At 65.9% G+C, this 17,066-nt stretch carries 17 protein-coding genes and 1 pseudogene; 10 read left to right on the plus strand and 8 right to left on the minus strand.

All coding sequences use genetic code 11. From position 1 onward, the window contains the following. Window positions 1-99: 99 nt before the first annotated feature. On the plus strand, window positions 100-2,916 hold the full coding sequence (locus tag HBE63_RS26240) for an Ig-like domain-containing protein (protein ID WP_166907571.1): 2,817 nt from the start codon (window positions 100-102) through the stop codon (window positions 2,914-2,916). Window positions 2,917-2,990: 74 nt separating this feature from the next. Here the strand turns inward: HBE63_RS26240 and HBE63_RS26245 are convergent, their stop codons facing one another. The 5 genes from HBE63_RS26245 to HBE63_RS26265 all read right to left on the minus strand — a co-directional run bounded on the left by HBE63_RS26245 (window position 2,991) and on the right by HBE63_RS26265 (window position 8,323). Continuing rightward, window positions 2,991-3,371, minus strand: coding sequence for a RidA family protein (locus tag HBE63_RS26245; RefSeq protein ID WP_166907573.1), 381 nt, complete (start codon window positions 3,369-3,371; stop codon window positions 2,991-2,993). 163 nt (window positions 3,372-3,534) lie between these two features. Continuing rightward, the gene (gene pntB, locus HBE63_RS26250) at window positions 3,535-4,974 is read right to left on the minus strand and encodes a Re/Si-specific NAD(P)(+) transhydrogenase subunit beta (protein ID WP_166907575.1); all 1,440 of its coding nucleotides are present in this window, start codon (window positions 4,972-4,974) and stop codon (window positions 3,535-3,537) included. Window positions 4,975-5,009: 35 nt separating this feature from the next. Next, window positions 5,010-6,533 (minus strand): Re/Si-specific NAD(P)(+) transhydrogenase subunit alpha, encoded by a 1,524-nt coding sequence (locus HBE63_RS26255; RefSeq protein WP_166907577.1) that lies wholly within the window; start codon window positions 6,531-6,533, stop codon window positions 5,010-5,012. A gap of 117 nt (window positions 6,534-6,650) precedes the next feature. Continuing rightward, window positions 6,651-7,664 carry a magnesium transporter CorA family protein gene (locus HBE63_RS26260; protein WP_166907579.1) on the minus strand — a complete coding sequence of 338 codons (1,014 nt, stop codon included), beginning with the start codon at window positions 7,662-7,664 and terminating at the stop codon, window positions 6,651-6,653. After that, window positions 7,661-8,323: a TetR/AcrR family transcriptional regulator gene (locus tag HBE63_RS26265; protein ID WP_166907581.1), complete on the minus strand. Its 663-nt coding sequence runs from the start codon at window positions 8,321-8,323 to the stop codon at window positions 7,661-7,663. Before HBE63_RS26265 ends, HBE63_RS26260 begins: the two co-directional genes overlap by 4 nt. A gap of 122 nt (window positions 8,324-8,445) precedes the next feature. Between HBE63_RS26265 and HBE63_RS26270 the strand changes: the two genes are divergently transcribed. The 5 genes from HBE63_RS26270 to HBE63_RS26290 all read left to right on the plus strand — a co-directional run bounded on the left by HBE63_RS26270 (window position 8,446) and on the right by HBE63_RS26290 (window position 13,246). Beyond that, window positions 8,446-9,759 carry a cytochrome P450 gene (locus HBE63_RS26270; RefSeq protein ID WP_166907583.1) on the plus strand — a complete coding sequence of 438 codons (1,314 nt, stop codon included), beginning with the start codon at window positions 8,446-8,448 and terminating at the stop codon, window positions 9,757-9,759. A gap of 55 nt (window positions 9,760-9,814) precedes the next feature. Beyond that, window positions 9,815-10,429, plus strand: coding sequence for a DUF3159 domain-containing protein (locus tag HBE63_RS26275; protein ID WP_166907585.1), 615 nt, complete (start codon window positions 9,815-9,817; stop codon window positions 10,427-10,429). 147 nt (window positions 10,430-10,576) lie between these two features. Then, the gene (locus tag HBE63_RS26280; RefSeq protein WP_166907587.1) at window positions 10,577-11,440 is read left to right on the plus strand and encodes an ABC transporter permease; all 864 of its coding nucleotides are present in this window, start codon (window positions 10,577-10,579) and stop codon (window positions 11,438-11,440) included. Then, window positions 11,437-12,468, plus strand: a complete 1,032-nt coding sequence (locus tag HBE63_RS26285) for a glycine betaine ABC transporter substrate-binding protein (RefSeq protein WP_166907589.1) — start codon at window positions 11,437-11,439, stop codon at window positions 12,466-12,468. The genes HBE63_RS26280 and HBE63_RS26285 overlap by 4 nt, the downstream gene beginning before the upstream one ends. Continuing rightward, entirely contained in the window at window positions 12,449-13,246 is a 798-nt protein-coding gene (locus tag HBE63_RS26290; protein ID WP_166907591.1) for an ABC transporter ATP-binding protein, read from the plus strand. The genes HBE63_RS26285 and HBE63_RS26290 overlap by 20 nt, the downstream gene beginning before the upstream one ends. On the opposite strand, the pseudogene HBE63_RS26295 reads toward HBE63_RS26290, so the two are convergent. Then, window positions 13,168-13,842, minus strand: a pseudogene (locus HBE63_RS26295) (alpha/beta fold hydrolase). The gene HBE63_RS26290 and the pseudogene HBE63_RS26295 sit on opposite strands and share 79 nt — an antisense overlap. Between HBE63_RS26295 and HBE63_RS26300 the strand changes: the two are divergent. Beyond that, a complete protein-coding gene (locus HBE63_RS26300) occupies window positions 13,812-14,033 on the plus strand; it encodes a CGNR zinc finger domain-containing protein (protein ID WP_371814821.1) in 222 nt (73 codons plus the stop codon). The pseudogene HBE63_RS26295 and the gene HBE63_RS26300 overlap by 31 nt on opposite strands. Here HBE63_RS26300 and HBE63_RS26305 read toward each other — a convergent pair whose 3' ends face one another. Beyond that, window positions 14,034-14,144 (minus strand): hypothetical protein, encoded by a 111-nt coding sequence (locus HBE63_RS26305; protein ID WP_088305440.1) that lies wholly within the window; start codon window positions 14,142-14,144, stop codon window positions 14,034-14,036. Window positions 14,145-14,270: 126 nt separating this feature from the next. Between HBE63_RS26305 and HBE63_RS26310 the strand changes: the two genes are divergently transcribed. Beyond that, the gene (locus tag HBE63_RS26310; RefSeq protein WP_166907595.1) at window positions 14,271-14,948 is read left to right on the plus strand and encodes a TetR/AcrR family transcriptional regulator; all 678 of its coding nucleotides are present in this window, start codon (window positions 14,271-14,273) and stop codon (window positions 14,946-14,948) included. Window positions 14,949-14,951: 3 nt separating this feature from the next. Beyond that, window positions 14,952-15,725: an SDR family oxidoreductase gene (locus HBE63_RS26315; RefSeq protein ID WP_166907597.1), complete on the plus strand. Its 774-nt coding sequence runs from the start codon at window positions 14,952-14,954 to the stop codon at window positions 15,723-15,725. On the opposite strand, the gene HBE63_RS26320 is transcribed toward HBE63_RS26315, so the two are convergent. Continuing rightward, window positions 15,718-16,098, minus strand: a complete 381-nt coding sequence (locus HBE63_RS26320; RefSeq protein ID WP_166907599.1) for a DoxX family protein — start codon at window positions 16,096-16,098, stop codon at window positions 15,718-15,720. The two genes, HBE63_RS26315 and HBE63_RS26320, sit on opposite strands and share 8 nt — an antisense overlap. A 79-nt stretch (window positions 16,099-16,177) precedes the next feature. On the opposite strand from HBE63_RS26320, the gene HBE63_RS26325 reads away from it, so the two are divergent. Continuing rightward, window positions 16,178-17,062, plus strand: a complete 885-nt coding sequence (locus tag HBE63_RS26325; protein ID WP_166907601.1) for a sigma-70 family RNA polymerase sigma factor — start codon at window positions 16,178-16,180, stop codon at window positions 17,060-17,062. Window positions 17,063-17,066: the final 4 nt, after the last annotated feature.

The following is a 17,066-nucleotide window of genomic DNA, read 5'->3' on the forward strand; positions in this document are numbered from 1 at the left end:
TGACCGTTTCAGCAGAACCTCCTTGACGGGCTCAACAGTATGCTGCTATTAAGTTCGTCACACAAATTAAATAGGTACCTAGGGCATCGGAGCCACGCCATGACCGCTAGTAATCCCCTCATCAACCCCCTGTTCGCCTCGTCCTCGTCGAGTGCGCCGGCACGGGCGACCGTGTCTCGGACAACAACTCAAACTACCGCGAAGATCGGCGCGTACAGCGGCGTCGTGGTGGCGGGATGGCTGGTTGCTGCGGTAGCCAGCGGCTATGGCGTCGCCGCGGCCGACACCACCGGTACGTCCTCGGCGGATTCCGCTACGTCCAGTTCAACGAACTCGACGTCAGCGGGTGAGGGTTCCACTGGCGCTCAGGTGAAGCCAACGGCGGGCACCGGCTCCGACGACGGGGCGAAAGGCGGATCCCCGTTCGGCAAAGGCTGGGCCAAGAAGGTCGCCAAGCCGAAGCGGGCCGGCAAGACGTCGTTGACCAAGGAGCTGGCGCCAGGTGTGACGGTCAGCAGCAGTGGCGGCGCACGGGCGAACGATGCTGATCCCTCTTCCGATGCCGAAAGCGCCGGGGCACAGAAGGAACCAGGCAAGCAGACGGTGATCGCCGAGGTGATTGACGCGCCCTCGAAGGCTCTGTCGTCGATACCTGACAAGGTTCGGTCGACAGTGCTGGAGCTGACCGACGGCAAGGGCGCGCCGGGGCTGTCGTTGCCGGAGCTGCCCGCGCCGGCTGTCGCGTCGCCGCGCACCTCGGATACCGCGCAGTCCCCGGCGCCACTGAACCCGGTGAACCTCAATGACACGGTCAAGCGGTCTTTCGAGCGGGTGGAGCAGGTCACCGGCACGATCACCGAGAAGATGACGGAGCAACTCAGCGAGAGGCTCAGTGCGTCACATGTGGCTGCCGCCGCGAATGAGACCAAGGCGCTTGCCGTGTCGACTGCACGCAATGCGCAGATTGCCACTGCGGCCGTGGTCGCTCCGAAGAATCCGGTCGCCGATCCCACGGATGATCCGGCTGGGGTGCTCAACGGGATTGTCACCAATCTGCTCAATCCGTTCCTCGCGCCGTCTCCGGATTCTCCCGAGCCGTTTACCCCGATGGCATGGGCGGTGTTGGGGTGGGTCAGGCGCAATCTGTTCAACCAGGCGCCGGTGGTCAGCAACCCGACCACCACGGTGCAGACGGGGCAGACCGTAACGGGCAACATCGGCGTCACCGATGCCGAGGGTGACGCGTTGACGTACACGGTCACGAAGGCGCCCGAGCACGGCACCTTGACGATCGATCAGGAGACGGGTGAGTTCACCTACACCCCGGACGACATCAACTACGATGTGGCGCAGACGGACTCGTTCACCGTGTCGGTCACCGACGGGAACAGGATCAACCTGTTGGCCCTGTTCAAACCGCGCACCGCTCAGAATGACGTCGACCTCACGGTGCTCAGCCCGACGATCGAGCGGGTGATCCTGGACCTCCCTGATGGCATCAAGAACCCGAACACCCCGCGGTTCTCCGAAGACGGTCAGTCCGTCTACTTTGGGGCGACACCGGCGGAAGGCGGCCGTCAGGAGATCTATCGGATCAGCGTCGGCGGCTCAGACGTCGAGTGCATCACCTGCGGTGTGTCCACCGAAGTCACCGCCGGGCTCTCGAGAGTCGTTCCCTTCCAGGATGGTTCGGGGCGGCTCATGATCCAGGTCACGACGAGCCCGAACTCCTACGTCGTGTACGAAGAGACAGCTGACGGCAAGCAGCTGGTCCCTGTCATCACCCCACCGGCGGGGGCACGCGTCCTCGATCCTCAGCGTGAGATGCGAATCTCGCCCGACGGGACACACGTGTTGTTCAGCCAGATCCAGATGAGCCCACAAGGTCTCATCACCGCGGTACCGGTGGTGGGCCGGCTGGAGCGGACGGACGCCGGCTATGAGATCGCCGATGCCCGAGTGGTTTACCCCGTCGGTGAGGGAAAGCAGTGGACCCCGGACGGCAAGGGCGTGATCATCCTCGGTGGGCGATATGAGGCGGGCAATGTCGACGACATCGTCGTCGACCTGGAGACGGGAGAGGTGACTCGCCTGACCGGCAACCTCGACTACGACGAGGACACAGACCTGTCCCCCAACGAAAAGTGGATCGCAATCGGCAGCACCCGCGGATACGACGCGCTGACGCCGATGTCGCGGATTGTGCGACCGGCGTTCCTACCGGCGGACATCCAGGGAGCGGTGTATCAGGCCTATGCCGGAACCTCGGATGGCCAGAATATTTCGAACCAGGAGTGGATCCTCGCCGTCGAGGATGATCTCAAGGGCGAGAACGGTATGCCGGCGTTCGTCGACGGCGACGGCTACACCGCCCGCAGCATGGCGAGCTGGAACAACACCGGCGACGCGGTCACGTTCTGGGAGGCCAGTCCGACCGGTGAATCCCGGCTGGTCATCGCCAATCTGAAATACACGACCAGTGTCGGGCCGGTAGAAGGCGATCGGGTGACCCCGGATCCAGCCTGGGCGCCGGAGCTCAAGACCTACGTTCCCAGCGCGGCGCCGTTGCCGCCGACCGGAACCTATGCCGGTGCACAGGGAGGTACTGCCGTGGTCAGTGAAGTCACCGACGCCGCCGGCCACACGGTTCGCACTGTCACCTACACCGATTACGTCAACGAGCAGGGAATGATCCTCAACGGCACCGAATCGACCGGCACCACGGCCAGCCAGTCATCCATCCATTACCTCGCCGATATCACCGTGACAGGCGAGCACACCGGATACCTCAAGGCGGACGCCAACATCAACAAGCTGCAGCGCACGATAACCGGCCACATCACCTCTGACCTCGACGGTGATGTTCAGAACGTCATCGACCAGAACAAGATCGACGAGGATCGGGAAAACATGTAATCCCTCAATGCGCTGTGTACGCCTACCGCTCCGACCCGCTCACCTCACGGTGCGTTAGTCGGAGCGGTTGGCGTTCAAGGGATCCGGGCGATGATCTGGATCTCGGCCAATGCGCCCAGGACCAGCTCGGTCACGCCGACCGCGGTCCAGGCCGGGTACGGGGCGGGCACGAATTCGTCCTTGACTGCGCCAAAAAGCTGGATATGTCGCTGTAGGTCGACGTGATAACTCGTGATGTCGGTGACATCGGCAAACGTCAGCCCCGCCTCTGCGAGTAGCCCGCGAAGGTTCTCGAAGGCCAGCGTGAACTGTGCCCGCGGTTCCTCCGGCAGCGTCATGTCCGGCCGGATGCCCATCATTCCGGAGCAACGCAGGTGCTCGCCGTCGATCACCGCGGGCGAGAAATGGTGGGCGTCGTACATCGGTTGCATCCACTGCGGGACAACTATTTTCATACATTGCTCCTGGTTGAGTGCACTCACGTCGTGCTCGAAATTAGGCTTCGGGTCGGGCGCCGGGCGATAGACCATCTGACCGTGAACAGACACAAAACTGCCCCTTTTCGCGCGAAAAGGGGCAGTTTTGTGTCTGCTCGCCGGAGAAATCCGGCAGAGGAATCTAGACGCGCTCCGCGGCGGGCAGCGCCGCCAGGATGTCGTTGACGCGGTCGCGGGCGTCGCCGAACAGCATCTGCGTGTTCTCGCGGAAGAACAGCGGGTTCTGCACACCGGCGTAGCCCGAGGCCATGGAGCGCTTGAACACGATGACGTGGTCGGCGTTCCACACCGTGAGCACCGGCATGCCGGCGATCGGGCTGGTCGGATCCTCGGCGGCGGCCGGGTTCACGGTGTCGTTGGCGCCGATCACGAGTACGACGGAGGTGCCGTCGAAGTCATCATTGATCTCGTCCATCTCGAGCACGATGTCGTAGGGCACCTTGGCCTCGGCCAAAAGCACGTTCATGTGGCCGGGCAGGCGTCCCGCGACGGGGTGGATACCGAACCGGACGTTGACGCCGCGCTCACGCAGCTTGCGGGTCAGGTCGGCCACACCGTACTGGGCCTGCGCCACGGCCATCCCGTAGCCGGGGGTGATGATCACCGAGTCGGCGTGGCTGAGCAGTTCGGCCGCGCCTTCGGCGTTGATCTCGCGGTGCTCGCCGTAGTCCTTGTCCTCGGCCGGTCCGGCTTCGATTCCGAAACCGCCGGCGATCACCGAGATGAACGACCGGTTCATGGCCTTGCACATGATGTAGGACAGGTACGCACCGGAGGAGCCGACGAGTGCGCCGGTGATGATCAGCAGGTCGTTACCGAGCAGGAAGCCGGATGCGGCGGCGGCCCAACCCGAGTAGCTGTTGAGCATCGACACCACGACAGGCATGTCGCCGCCTCCGATCGAGGCGACCAGGTGCCAGCCCAGCAGCAGCGCGAGCACGGTGACCACGATGAGCAGCCACAGGTGCGGCTCGATGACGAACCAGACGGTCAGGGCGCAGAACGCCACCAGCGCACCGATGTTGAGGAAGTTCTTGCCGGGCAGCATCAGCGGTGCGGACTTGATGCGGGCCGACAGCTTGAGGTTGGCCACGATCGAACCGGTGAAGGTGACCGCACCGATGAAGACGCCGATGAACACCTCGGCCGAGTGGATGCCGAGCATCTTCTCGCCGACGAGCTTCACAGCTTCCCCGCCGCCGAGATTGTTCTCGACATGCAGGTAACCGTTCCAGCCGACCAGCACCGCGGCCAGACCGACGAAGCTGTGCAGCAGCGCGATCAGCTCGGGCATGCCGGTCATCTCGACGACCTTGGCGCGCCACAGGCCGATCGCGGCGCCGACGATCATGGCGCCGATCAGCAGGGCCAGGCCCAGCGGCTCGATCTTGCGGTCGACGGCCAGCGCGATGGTGGCGATCAGGGCGACCGTCATGCCGACCATGCCGAAGGTATTTCCGGCCCTTGATGTCTCGTGCTTGGAGAGGCCGGCCAGCGCGAGGATGAACAGCAGGGCCGCGACGACGTAGGCGGCCGAGGCAACGTTTTCTAGGGTGAACATGGAGTCCGTTCCAAAATCTCTATGGGTAGGGAGCGTCAGCTGCGGGAGAACATCGCGAGCATGCGACGCGTCACCGCGAAGCCGCCGAAGACGTTGATACTGGCCAGCAGGATGGCTACGAAGGCCAACGAGGTGATCGCGACGTCGCCCTGACCGATCTGCAGAAGAGCACCCACCACGATGATTCCCGAGATCGCGTTGGTCACCGACATCAGCGGGGTGTGCAGCGCGTGGTGCACATTGCCGATCACGTAGTAGCCGATCACGATCGCCAGTGCGAACACGGTCAGATGGACCTGTAGCGCTGCCGGCGAGATCGCGATCAAGGCGAACACAGCGGCCGCGGCGGCGAAGGTGACCCCGAGCCGACGCCCGGTCGACATGGGCTGCTTCTCCGGCTTGACGACCGGGGCGGCGGCGGGCTGCGCGGCCGGCGCGGCCGAGACCTGTACCGGCGGCGGGGGCCAGGTGGTCTCGCCGTCGCGCACGACGGTCATCGAGCGCTGCACGACGTCGTCCCAGTCGAGAACGACCTTGCCGTCCTTCTCCGGGGTCAGCAGCTTGAGCAGGTTGACCAGGTTGGTGCCGTACAGCTGGGAGGCCTGGGCGGGCAGGCGGCCGGCCAGGTCGGTGTAGCCGATGATCGTCACGCCGTTGTCGGTGACGATCGCCTGGTCCTTGACCGTGCCCTCGACGTTGCCGCCGTTGGCCGCGGCCATGTCCACGATCACGCTGCCCGACTTCATCGAGGCCACCATCTCGGCGGTGATGATGCGCGGCGCCGGACGCCCCGGGATCAGCGCGGTCGTGACGATGATGTCGACGTCCTTGCACTGCTCGGCGTACAGGGCCGCCTCGCGGGCCTTGTAGTCGTCGTCCATCTCCTTGGCGTAGCCGGTGGCCGACACCTCGGCCTGCTCGTTCGCGACGGACAGGTACTCGCCGCCCAGTGAGGCGACCTGATCGGCGACCTCGGGCCGGGGATCGGTGGCCCGCACGATCGCGCCGAGGCTGCCGGCAGCGCCGATGGCGGCCAGACCGGCCACACCGGCGCCCACCACGAGCACCTTGGCCGGTGGGACCTTGCCCGCCGCGGTCACCTGACCGGTGAAGAAGCGGCCGAATGCGTGGGCTGCCTCGACCACGGCCCGGTAGCCGGCGATGTTGGCCATCGACGACAGCACGTCCAGTGACTGAGCGCGCGAGATACGCGGCACCGCGTCCATGGCCAGCACGGTGATCGGCCGGGTGGACAGCTTCTCGACCAGCTCGGGCTTGAGCCCGGGTGAGATCAAGCTCACCAGGGTCGCTCCGTCGCGCAGCTTGCCGATCTCGGCATCATCAGGCGCATTGACCTTCAGCATGACGTCCGCGTCCCACACGTCGCCGATGTCGGCGCCGGCCTCTACGTAGGCGGCGTCGGAGAAGCTCGAGGCAGCACCGGCGCCGGTTTCTACGACTACCGCGTAGCCGAGCTTGATGATCTGCCCGACTGTCTGCGGTGTGGCGGCGACGCGCGTTTCCCCAGGTAGGGACTCGCGCGGGATCCCGATGAGCATCGAATCCGCTCCGTTCTGTGTGTTCAGGCCTCTTCGTTCAGCCTGGAAGAGTGTCGCATTTGTGGTCAGATAACGCCCATGCCCCTTTTGGGGGATGTGAGCCTTGGCGCAGTTTTGCTACAGCCAGTCACGACGTTTGAACATCACATACAACAGGATGACGAGCACAACAATCAAAGCAGTGCTGGCGACGAACCCGACGACGGTGTTGATCCCGGGGTAGACGACGTTCTGGCCGTAGAAACCGGTGATGGCGGTGGGCACCGCGATGATGGCGGCCCAGCCGCTGAGTTTCTTCATCACTGTGTTGAGCCGCGCGTCCTGCAACGACAGGTTGGTCTCGAACACCGTGGTGACCATGTCCCGCAGAGATTCGGTCCACTCCGAGGCCCGCAGTACGTGGTCGTACAGGTCGGCGTAAAGCGGGTCGAGGTCGGGCGAGGTGGACGAGTCGAGTCTGCGGTGCTGGATGGTGCTGACCACCTCCCGCATGGGCAACACCACCCGGCGCAGCTCGACCAGGTCCTTGCGCAACTGGAAGGTGCGGCGTTGTAGGCCGCGTTGTGGACCGCCGTCGGCGAACAACTCGTCTTCGAGTCCCTCGATGGCGTCGTCGAGTGCCTCGACAGCTTCGAAGTGCCCGTCCACCACGACGTCGAGTAGACCGTGCACCAGGGCGCCGACGCCGTACAGCTGGCCGCCGAGGTCATCGAAGCGTCGTGACACCTCGCTGATGTCGAACTCGGTGCCCGCACCGTTGGCATTGGGGATCCGGACCGTGATCAGGCCGCGCGGCAGGACGAATGCCGAGATGCGGTGTTTCACCAACAGCGATGTGTCGGGTGCGGCGTCCTCGTCGGGCACCCGGGTGTCGACGGCGTACACCGTGAAGAACGTATGGGATTGGTACACCGAGGTTTTGGTGCGTTCCTTGGGGGCGACGGCGTCCTCCACCGCCCAGATGTTGAGCCCGAGTTCCTTGGCCAACTCACGGAGCGCCTCGTGATCGGGGTCGTAGATGTCGGCCCACACCAGGGTGTCCTCGTCGGCCAGACAGTCCGAAATACCTTCGAACGTGAAGCCGTCAACCGGCTTTCCGTGGCGCCAGACCCGCCCCTGCACCTGTCTCACGAGGCGGCCACCATCGGGAGCAGATACCTGCGCACGTACTCACGAGTGTCTTCCAAGCTGGTCAGTTTGATGCCGGTGTGCGGAGAGACGATGAACGACAACGTAAGTCGGGTGTGCAGCTCGGCGACGGTACGGATGTGGCGCTCCTGGGCCGGGGTGGTGTCGGCGGTCCCGTAGAGGTCGGTGCGCAACTGTGCGGCCGAGTATTCCGTCGCGAAATCGATGATGGCCCCGCCATCGACGGTGAGGCTGGGCAGGATCGTCTCAGGTTCGGTGCGCAGCAGCTTTTTGAGCAGAGCGTGGTCCCGCAGGAACGTCACTGTGAAGACGGTGCCATAGACGAGGCGGTCTTCCAGGGTTTCGGCGTGCGCCCGGGCCTGGGCGCTGCCGTCGAGGTAGCGCCGCGCCTCGGACAGCACGAGGGCATCGATGAGGGCGTCCTTGGTGGGAAACCGCCGGTAGAGCGTCGCGCGGCCAACACCGCTGCGGCGGGCGACGTCTTCCATCGTGGTACGCCGGATGCCGACGAGTTCGGCCTGTTCGAGCGTCGCGGACAGGATCCGGCTGCTGATCGGGTCGGGTTCGCGCACGCGGGCCAGCACAGCAGGGTCCGGTTCTGCGAGGCGCCGCACGAAGTCCGCTGTTCGCGTCGATGTCACCGAACCACCCCTTGCCTGCATGCGCCTGTCGTCGTAGCCTAACCATCGAGACGATAGAGACGATGAGTGTCTAAATGTCTCACACGTCTCATTCTAATGATCGGTCCGAGCGAGGGGCGCAGATGGACATCAAGTTGTGGACACGCTGGATGGCGCTGCATGCCGTACCGAAGGCGTTCATGTCGTTTCAAGGCCGGACGGGTAATCCGATGGGTGCGCTCATCTCCAGCCACGGCAAGGGCATCGACCCGTATCCGCTGATGGAGCAGATCCGACGACGCGGCCCACTGGTGAAGACTCCGTTCGTCTGGGTCACCGTCGACCACGAGGTCGCTCGGGAAATACTGCGGGACAAGCGGTTCGGGGTCACCCCGCCGACTGGGATGGGGATGCCGAAACCGGTTCAGAAGCTGCTGGACCGTACCGATCCGAAAGTGGCCAATCCGGTGGAGCCGCCGGCGATGGTCATCGTCGACCCGCCGGCGCACACGCAATACCGGCAGCTGGTGGCGCAGAGTTTCACCCCGCGCGCGATCGACAAGCTCGACGCCAGGGTGGCCGAGGTGACCGCGGAACTCATCGACCGGCTCGCCGGCGCATCCCACCCCGACCTGATCGCGGACTTCGCCGCCGTCCTTCCGGTCGCCATGATCGCCGAGATCCTCGGGTTGTCCGGCGAATCCCATGCGCAACTGCTCGAGTGGGGCCACGACGGGGCGCCGCTGCTCGATGTCGGGATCCCGTGGCGGACCTACCGGCGTGGCATCGACGGGATGCGTGGTCTCGACGGATTCCTCGCCGACCTCTTCGACAAGGTCCGCGCCGGAGCCGCAGAGGACAACCCGTTCACCAAGATGGCCGCCGACCACACGCTGAGCGACCACGAACTCGCCGCCAACGCAGCGCTTCTCATCGGCGCCGGCTTCGAAACCACCGTAAACCTCATCGGCAACGGGATCGTGCTGCTGCAGCAGCACCCCGATCAACTCGCCCTGCTGCGCGACAACCCAGACCTGTGGCCCGCCGCGGTCGAAGAGATTTTGCGCATCGAAAGCCCGGTGCAGATGACCGCGCGCACCGCGCAGTGCGAGGTCGAGATGGCCGGGCAGCGGCTGCCGGCCGGAGCCATGGTCGCGGTTCTGCTGGGTGGCGCCAACCGGGATCCGTGGATGTTCGCCGAGCCGACACGCTTCGACATCACCCGCCCCAACGCCCGTGACCACCTGGCCTTCGCGTCGGGCATCCACGTCTGCCTGGGCGCGGCACTGGCCCGTATCGAAGGCGCCACCGCTCTACGTGCGCTGTTCGAGGCCTACCCCGACCTGCGGCTGACCGAGGCTCCCCGCCCGAGAGGGCTGGTCAATCTGCACGGATATGTGAAGCTGCCGGCCCTGCTGGGGACCAGGCGCACGGAGCCGGCCGGCCTGGTCTGCTGAGCTCGGTACTCTCGGTGGGGACCTGCCAGATCTTGAACGCGAGGCCCACACTCTCATGACGGATTCCCCACTCGACGGACTGATGGCGCGCGTCGGCGGTGTGAGCGGCCTGGTCTATTCGGCGCTGCCGGTGACCGTGTACGCGACGGTCTCGGCGCTCTCGGGGCGGATGCCTGCGATCATTTCCGCCTTGGCGACAGCGGCCGCAGTATTCGGTTGGCAACTGCTGCGCCGCGAATCGGTCAGGCCCGCGCTGTGGGGATTCGTCGGGGTGGCGGGCTGCGCGCTGCTGGCTCTGGTGACTGGGCAGGCCAAAGACTTCTATCTCCCGGGTATCTGGATGTACTTGGCCTCGGCCGTCGTGATGACCGGTTCGATCCTCGTCAGACGCCCGCTGGTCGGGGTCATCTGGGCCTGGGCCACCGGCCGCGACGGCTCCTGGCGCCGGGTGCCCGGGGTGCGGGTCGTCTTCAACATCGTCACCGCCGTCTTGGCGACGGTGTCCTGGTCGCGGTTCCTGGTGCAGAACTACCTCTACGACACGGGTCAGGACGGGCTGCTCGCGGTGGCGCGCCTGGTGATGGGCTGGCCGTTGTTCGTCGTCACCACCACGCTGGTCCTGCTCAGTGCCCGCTACGCGATCCGGGCGCTGCCACGCTCGGCAACCTGACCGGCCAATAAACTCTCCGCGATTCCAGCCCTTCTCGCATCGGGCTGATATCGGTACCAATACCCGGGTGAACCGAACGCTGCCCGGCTGCTGTCGTCGCTGAAGCCAATCGCCGCCCCCTGCCTCAGCAACAGAAAGCTGCCCACAGTGTCTGTGTTCGTCGACATCGTTTCCGGCGAGACCGAAACCGGTCCGCCACGTCCTGCCCTGCCGCCCGACCGTTGGCGCAGGCGGGTGACCAGGTCCGCCTTGCCACTGCTGTCGGTCGTGGTGTTCTTCGTCGTGTGGCAAGTCGTCGCCTGGGCCGGTATCTGGAACCAGACGTTCGTGCCCTACCCGTCGGCGGTCTGGCGTGCCTTCGTCGACGTCTCGACCACCCATGACGGGGCCCGCGGCTACGCGGGCTACCTGCTCTACGAGCACCTCTACATGACGTTGCGCCGCGTGCTGGCCGGTGTCGTGATCGGCGTGGTCGTCGGGGTCGGGCTCGGCCTGCTGATGGGCTCGGTCGGATGGCTGCGCAGCGTGCTCGAGCCGTGGCTGACCTTCCTGCGCGCCCTGCCGCCGCTGGCCTACTTCTTCCTGCTGGTGATCTGGCTGGGTATCGACGAGGCGCCCAAGATCACGCTGCTCGCGCTGGCCGCACTGCCCCCGGCCGCAGTGGCGACCACCGCGGCCGTCGTCGCCGCACCCGTCGGTCTGCAGGAGGCGGCCCGGGCCCTGGGGGCAAGCCGGGCGCAGGTCATCCGCGACGTGGTGGTGCCCTCGGCGCTGCCGGAGACCTTCACCGGGATCCGCCTGGCCGTGGGCATGGCCTACTCGTCGGTGGTGGCCGCCGAACTGTTCAACGGCATCCCCGGCATCGGCGGATTGGTCAAGGACGCAAGCAATTACAACAACACCCCGGTCGTGCTGGTCGGGATCTTCGCCATCGGGATCTCGGGTCTGGTGATCGACGGCGTGCTGCGGGCTGCTGAACGGCGGGCCGTCCCTTGGAGAGGAAAGATATGAGATTCAAGTCGTTGCTGGCGGCTGCCGCGCTCTCCATGGTCACGTTGGCCGGCTGCGCGGTGGATCATTCCGGGGAGAACTCATCGAAGCCCACCATTCGTCTTGGCTACCAGTCCTTTCCGAGTGGGGACCTGATCGTCAAGAACAACAAGTGGCTCGAAGAGGCGCTGCCCGACTACAACATCAAGTGGACCAAGTTCGACTCCGGGGCCGACGTCAACACCGCGTTCATCGCCAAGGAGCTCGACTTCGGTGCCCTGGGCTCGAGCCCGGTGGCCCGCGGTTTGTCGGCTCCGCTGAACATTCCGTACAAGGTGGCGTTCGTACTCGACGTCGCCGGTGACAATGAGGCCCTGGTGGCTCGTGACGGCGCCGGCGTGAACTCGATCGCCGATCTTCGGGGCAAGCGCGTCGCCACGCCCTTCGCGTCCACCGCGCATTACAGCCTGTTGGCGGCACTGGCGCAGAACGGCTTGTCGGCCAAAGACGTTCAGCTGATCGATCTGCAGCCGCAGGCCATTCTGGCGGCCTGGGAGCGCGGCGACATCGCCGCGGCCTACAGCTGGTTGCCCACGCTGGACCAGCTCCGCAAAACCGGCAAGGATCTGATCACCAGCCGGCAGCTGGCAAAGGACGGCAAACCCACGCTGGACCTCGCCGCGGTGTCCGACGAGTTCTCCACCGCGCATCCCGAGGTCGTCGATATCTGGCGCCAGCAGCAGGCCCGCGCGCTGAACGTCATCAAGAACGACCCGCAGGCCGCGGCCAAGGCGATCGCGGCCGAGGTTGGGCTCAGCCCGGAAGATGTTGCCGGACAACTCAAGCAGGGTGTCTACCTGACGCCGGCCGAGGTGGCCTCGCCCGAGTGGCTGGGTAGTGACGGCGCACCGGGCAACATCGCCGCCAACCTGCAGAGCGCCTCGCAGTTCCTGGCGGACCAGAAGCAGATCCCCGAGGCCGCGCCGCTTGAGGCTTTCAAGGGCGCCATCTACACGAAGGGGTTGCCAGATGTCATCGCCAATCAGTGACAGCAGTGACGCCTCCGGCGCTCTGAAGATCAAGAATGTCGCGCACCGCTACGGGCGCGGTTCGGACGAGGTGACCGCGCTCGGCCCGGTGGATCTCGACGTCGAACCCGGCTCGTTCCTGGTCCTGGTGGGCGCGTCGGGGTGCGGCAAGAGCACACTGCTGCGCCTGATCGCCGGGTTCGAAACCCCATCCGAGGGGGAGGTCGAGGTGTCCGGTTCCCGCCCGACACCCGGGGTCACCTCAGGCGTGGTGTTCCAGCAGCCGAGGCTGTTCCCGTGGCGTACCGTCGGCGGCAATGTGGACCTGGCGCTCAAGTACGCCAACGTGCCGCGTGAGCGACGGGCGGAGCGGCGAGAAGAACTGCTCGAGCGTGTCGGGCTGGAAGGCACTGCCAAACGCAGGATCTGGGAGATCAGCGGCGGGCAGCAGCAGCGCGTCGCGATCGCGCGGGCGCTGGCCGCCGAGACTCCGCTGTTCCTGTTGGACGAGCCGTTCGCGGCCCTTGATGCGCTGACCCGCGAGCGGTTGCAGGAGGATGTCCGCCAGGTGAGCGCGGAGTCCGGTCGCACAACGGTTTTCGTGACCCACAGTGCCGACGAGGCCGCATTCCTGGGTTCGCGGATCGTGGTGCTGACGCGGCGGCCTGGGAAGATCGCCCTGGACCTGCCGGTGGAACTGCCGCGTGCCGGCGTCGACGCTCACGAACTGCGCCGCTCGCCGGAGTACCTCAAGTTGCGGACGGATGTGAGTGAGGCGGTCAAACTAGCCGCCGCGTAGAAGTGTCCGCCGTCGAGCAGGTGAATCTCGGCGTCGATTGCGTCTTTGCCGAAGGCTCGGGCTCCGTCGGGACCGAAGATCGGATCACCCTCGCCCCACACGGCCAGCACGGGAACCCTACTGGTGCGCAGGTATTCGTGCAGTGCTGGGTATAGCGGGGCATTGGTGGCTTTGATGCCGTCGACGCTCAATGCGGTCCGCACTCCCGCCTCGGTCTCGGGGGTCTGCTCGCGCTGGTAGGCCCATACCCGGGTCCAGAAGCTCTCGACGAAACCTTCGTCGTAGCCATTGGCGCCGTAGTCCTGGACGTAGATCGCGTATCGGGACACCCCCGAGGTGGTTCAGCAGCCCGTCGGTGAGGTCGGCCAGGGCGTCGAAGGTGTAGTCGAACTCGGTGACCGCCGGCGCATCGGAGTGCCCGTAGCCCAGTTGATCGGGCGCGATGACGTGGTAGCGCCCGGCCAGCCGCGGGATGAGTCGCGGAACATGTACGAACTCGTCGGCAATCCGGGCGCGCGTGACGGAGAACGGCGTGAACTGGGAACTGGATGTCGGCGACGATGCGATGCGCGGCGCCCCGCGGGCCATCCTGGCATGGGATGCGCTGCGGGTCGCGAGTCCGGGGCGACTACGTGCGTGCGCAAACCCGGATTGTCAGCTCTTCCTGATAGATCGGACGAAGCCGAACACAAAACGGTGGTGTTCGATGGCTACCTGCGGAAACCGCATGAAGGCGCGCCGGCATCACCAGCGCGCGAGGACTGCGAAAACTGACGAACAGTCCTGATTACACCGGGGGATAGGCCGGCGGCGGGTAGACGCCACGCAGACCCCAGGCCAGCCACGGAAAGAAGAAGTCGCTCTCGTCGCTGACGTCGTAGTCAGGATTCGGATCCATTCCCGCAGTCTAGACGTAGGACGGCGGGCCGGAACAGGGTCAGGAAAGGAATTGCCTACACTGATCAACCATCTAGTTGATTGATTTCCTGGGCAAGGTCCGGGCGATGCTGATAGTGAGTGTGCTATGTCATCCGATGCAGAGGGCGGCCGGGTCCGCGGAGGCGCGGCTGCCAACGGGAGCTCCCGCCGCGACGAGCTGCTGACCGTCGCGGCCAAACTGTTCGCCGCCCGCGGCTATCACGGCACCCGGATGGACGATGTCGCCGAGGCCGTCGGACTGAACAAGGCCACGGTCTACCACTACTACTCGAGCAAGTCGCTGATCCTCTACGACATCTACAAGGGCACCGCGGACTTCACCGTCGAGGCCCTGCATGATGACCCGACCGCTTCGGCACGGGAAACCATCTACAACTTCACCCGGCGGCTGATGGTGGGCATCGCCACCGACCTGGAACGCGCCGCGGTGTACTTCCAGGAAGGCCCGTACATCGCGGAATGGTTCACCGAGGAGCAGGTGGCCTACATCCGTCGTGCTGAGACCCAGGTCTACGAGCATGTCCGCGACGTGATCGACCGCGGTATCGCGAGCGGTGAGTTCTACGACTGCGACTCCCACGTGCTCGCCCTCGGCTACATCGGCATGACGCTGGGTTCCTACCGCTGGTTGCGACCGCACGGCAGGAGGAGCGCCCAGGAGATCGCCGTCGAGTTCAGCACGGCGCTGCTGCGCGGGCTGATCCGTGACGAGACGGTCCGCAACGAATCCCCGCTGGGGGTCGAGATCGAGGAGAAGGCCTAGAACGTGACTGATCTGTTCCGACTGGACGGCAAGGTCGCCGTCGTCACCGGGGGTGGTCGGGGCATCGGGCTCATGATGGCCCGAGGCCTGCTGCAGGCGGGGGCGTCCGTGTACGTCTCGAGCCGCAAGGAGGCCGAGCTGGCCGCGGCGGTGGACGCGTTGTCCCCACTCGGCCGGATCTCCGCAGTGCCTGCCGACCTTGGAACCGCCGAGGGCGTTGCGACACTGGCGACGGCAGTCGCCGAGCGTGAGGACGCGATCCACGCGTTGTTCAACAACGCGGGCGCCGCGTGGGGCGCACCGTACGAGGAGTTCCCGGAATCCGGGTTCGACAAGGTCTACGACGTCAACGTCAAGGGCGTGTTCCTGCTGACCCGGGCGCTCACCCCACTGCTGAATTCCGGTGCCACCGAACAAGACCCGGCACGCGTCATCAACACCGGCAGCATCGACGGCATCGTCGCGCCCGGTAAGGGCCGCGACAACTTCTCCTATAGCGCGAGCAAGGCCGCAGTGCACATGCTGACCAAGCATCTGGCGGGTGAACTCGCCCCGCGGATCCTGGTCAACGCGATCGCGCCGGGGCTCTTCGAATCTCGGATGACCAAGGAGATGCTGCGGGCCGGATCCGAAGCTGTGGGGTCGGCCCTGCCGCTCGGTCGCATCGGAGCGCCTGACGACATCGCCGGGATCTCGGTGTTCCTGGCCAGCCGGGCCAGCGCGTACATCACCGGTGCGGTGATCCCGGTCGACGGCGGCGTGAGCAGCATCAGCTGACGGGCAGGGTGAACCAACCCCAGGCCAGGTAGGCGAACACACCGATGAACACGATGTCGCCGGCCATGTAGAGCCATTCGCTGCGCCGGAATCTGGTCGTGGCGGCCCCGGCCATGAACAGTGCCAGGCCGCAGGCGGCCAGCGGGGTCAGCACCGGTGCGATGCCCACCGCGGCGGGCAGCACCAGGCCGACCGCGCCGACCAGTTTGATGGTCGCGATCGCCGTGAGGTGGCCGTCACCGAAGTCGTCGACCCAATGCTGGTTGTTGCCCAGTGATCGGTACCTCTGCCGCGACATCGCGAGCAGGGTGGTCCCGCCTGCGGCGTAGGCCGCCGCGGCGATGACGGTGACGATCCAGAGAGTGGTGTGCATTCCTCGCTCCTTTCGTGGTTACGTCGGGTGGTGCCGACTCGTCACTCTTATGACGGATCCGCGCGACGAGAGGTAACGCATGACGCCCGAGGGAGCACTGGCCGAGATATTCGAGCAGCAGCGCCCGCGACTGCTCGCGGTTGCCCACCGGGTCCTCGGCTCGCGGGCGGACGCCGAGGACGCCGTCCAGGAAGCGTGGCTACGTCTGTCCCGGCAGGACGCGAACTCGGTCGACAACGTTGCCGGATGGTTGACGACCGTGGTGGGCCGCATCTGTATCGACACGTTGCGGGCACGCAGCAGCCGCGCCGAAGTGTCAGCCGCCGCCGATATTCCAGAACTCGTCGTCACCGAGGACGTCGATACACCGGAGGACGCCGCGGTACTCGCGGACTCGGTCGGTCTGGCGATGCTCGTCGTGCTGGGATCGCTGCGCCCCGACGAACGTCTCGCCTTCGTCCTGCACGACATGTTCGCCGTGCCGTTCGCCGAGATCGGCCAGATCCTCGACAGGTCGAGCGATGCCGTCAAGATGATGGCCAGCCGGGCGCGCCGGAAGGTGCAGGACGTGCCGCCGCCCACCGCGGACCGCCGCCGCAAGCAGGAGCAGCGCGAGGTCGTCGACGCCTTCCTGGCGGCCGCCCGTGATGGTGACTTCGACGCACTGCTGCGGGTTCTGGATCCCGACGTCAGCTGGCAGCGGTACACGGCCGCCGGCGTGACCGTCGGGACCGGGCCGGACGCTGTCATCGCTGCGGCCCGGCGCGGCCAAGGGACCCGCGTCGTGGCGCGGCGGGTGTCGGTGAACGGAGAGCCAGGGATCCTGGCGTGGGGGCCGACCGGTCATCCGCTCGGCCTCATGGCCTGCACCGTGGACGGGGGCCGGCTGGTCGGGATCGTGTCGATCGTCGATCCGCGACGGCTGGCCCGGATGTCGCTGCCCGAGCCGCCCGCCGACGATTAACCTG

It is taken from the genome of Mycobacterium sp. DL440 (assembly GCF_011745145.1).
GTDB lineage: Bacteria > Actinomycetota > Actinomycetes > Mycobacteriales > Mycobacteriaceae > Mycobacterium.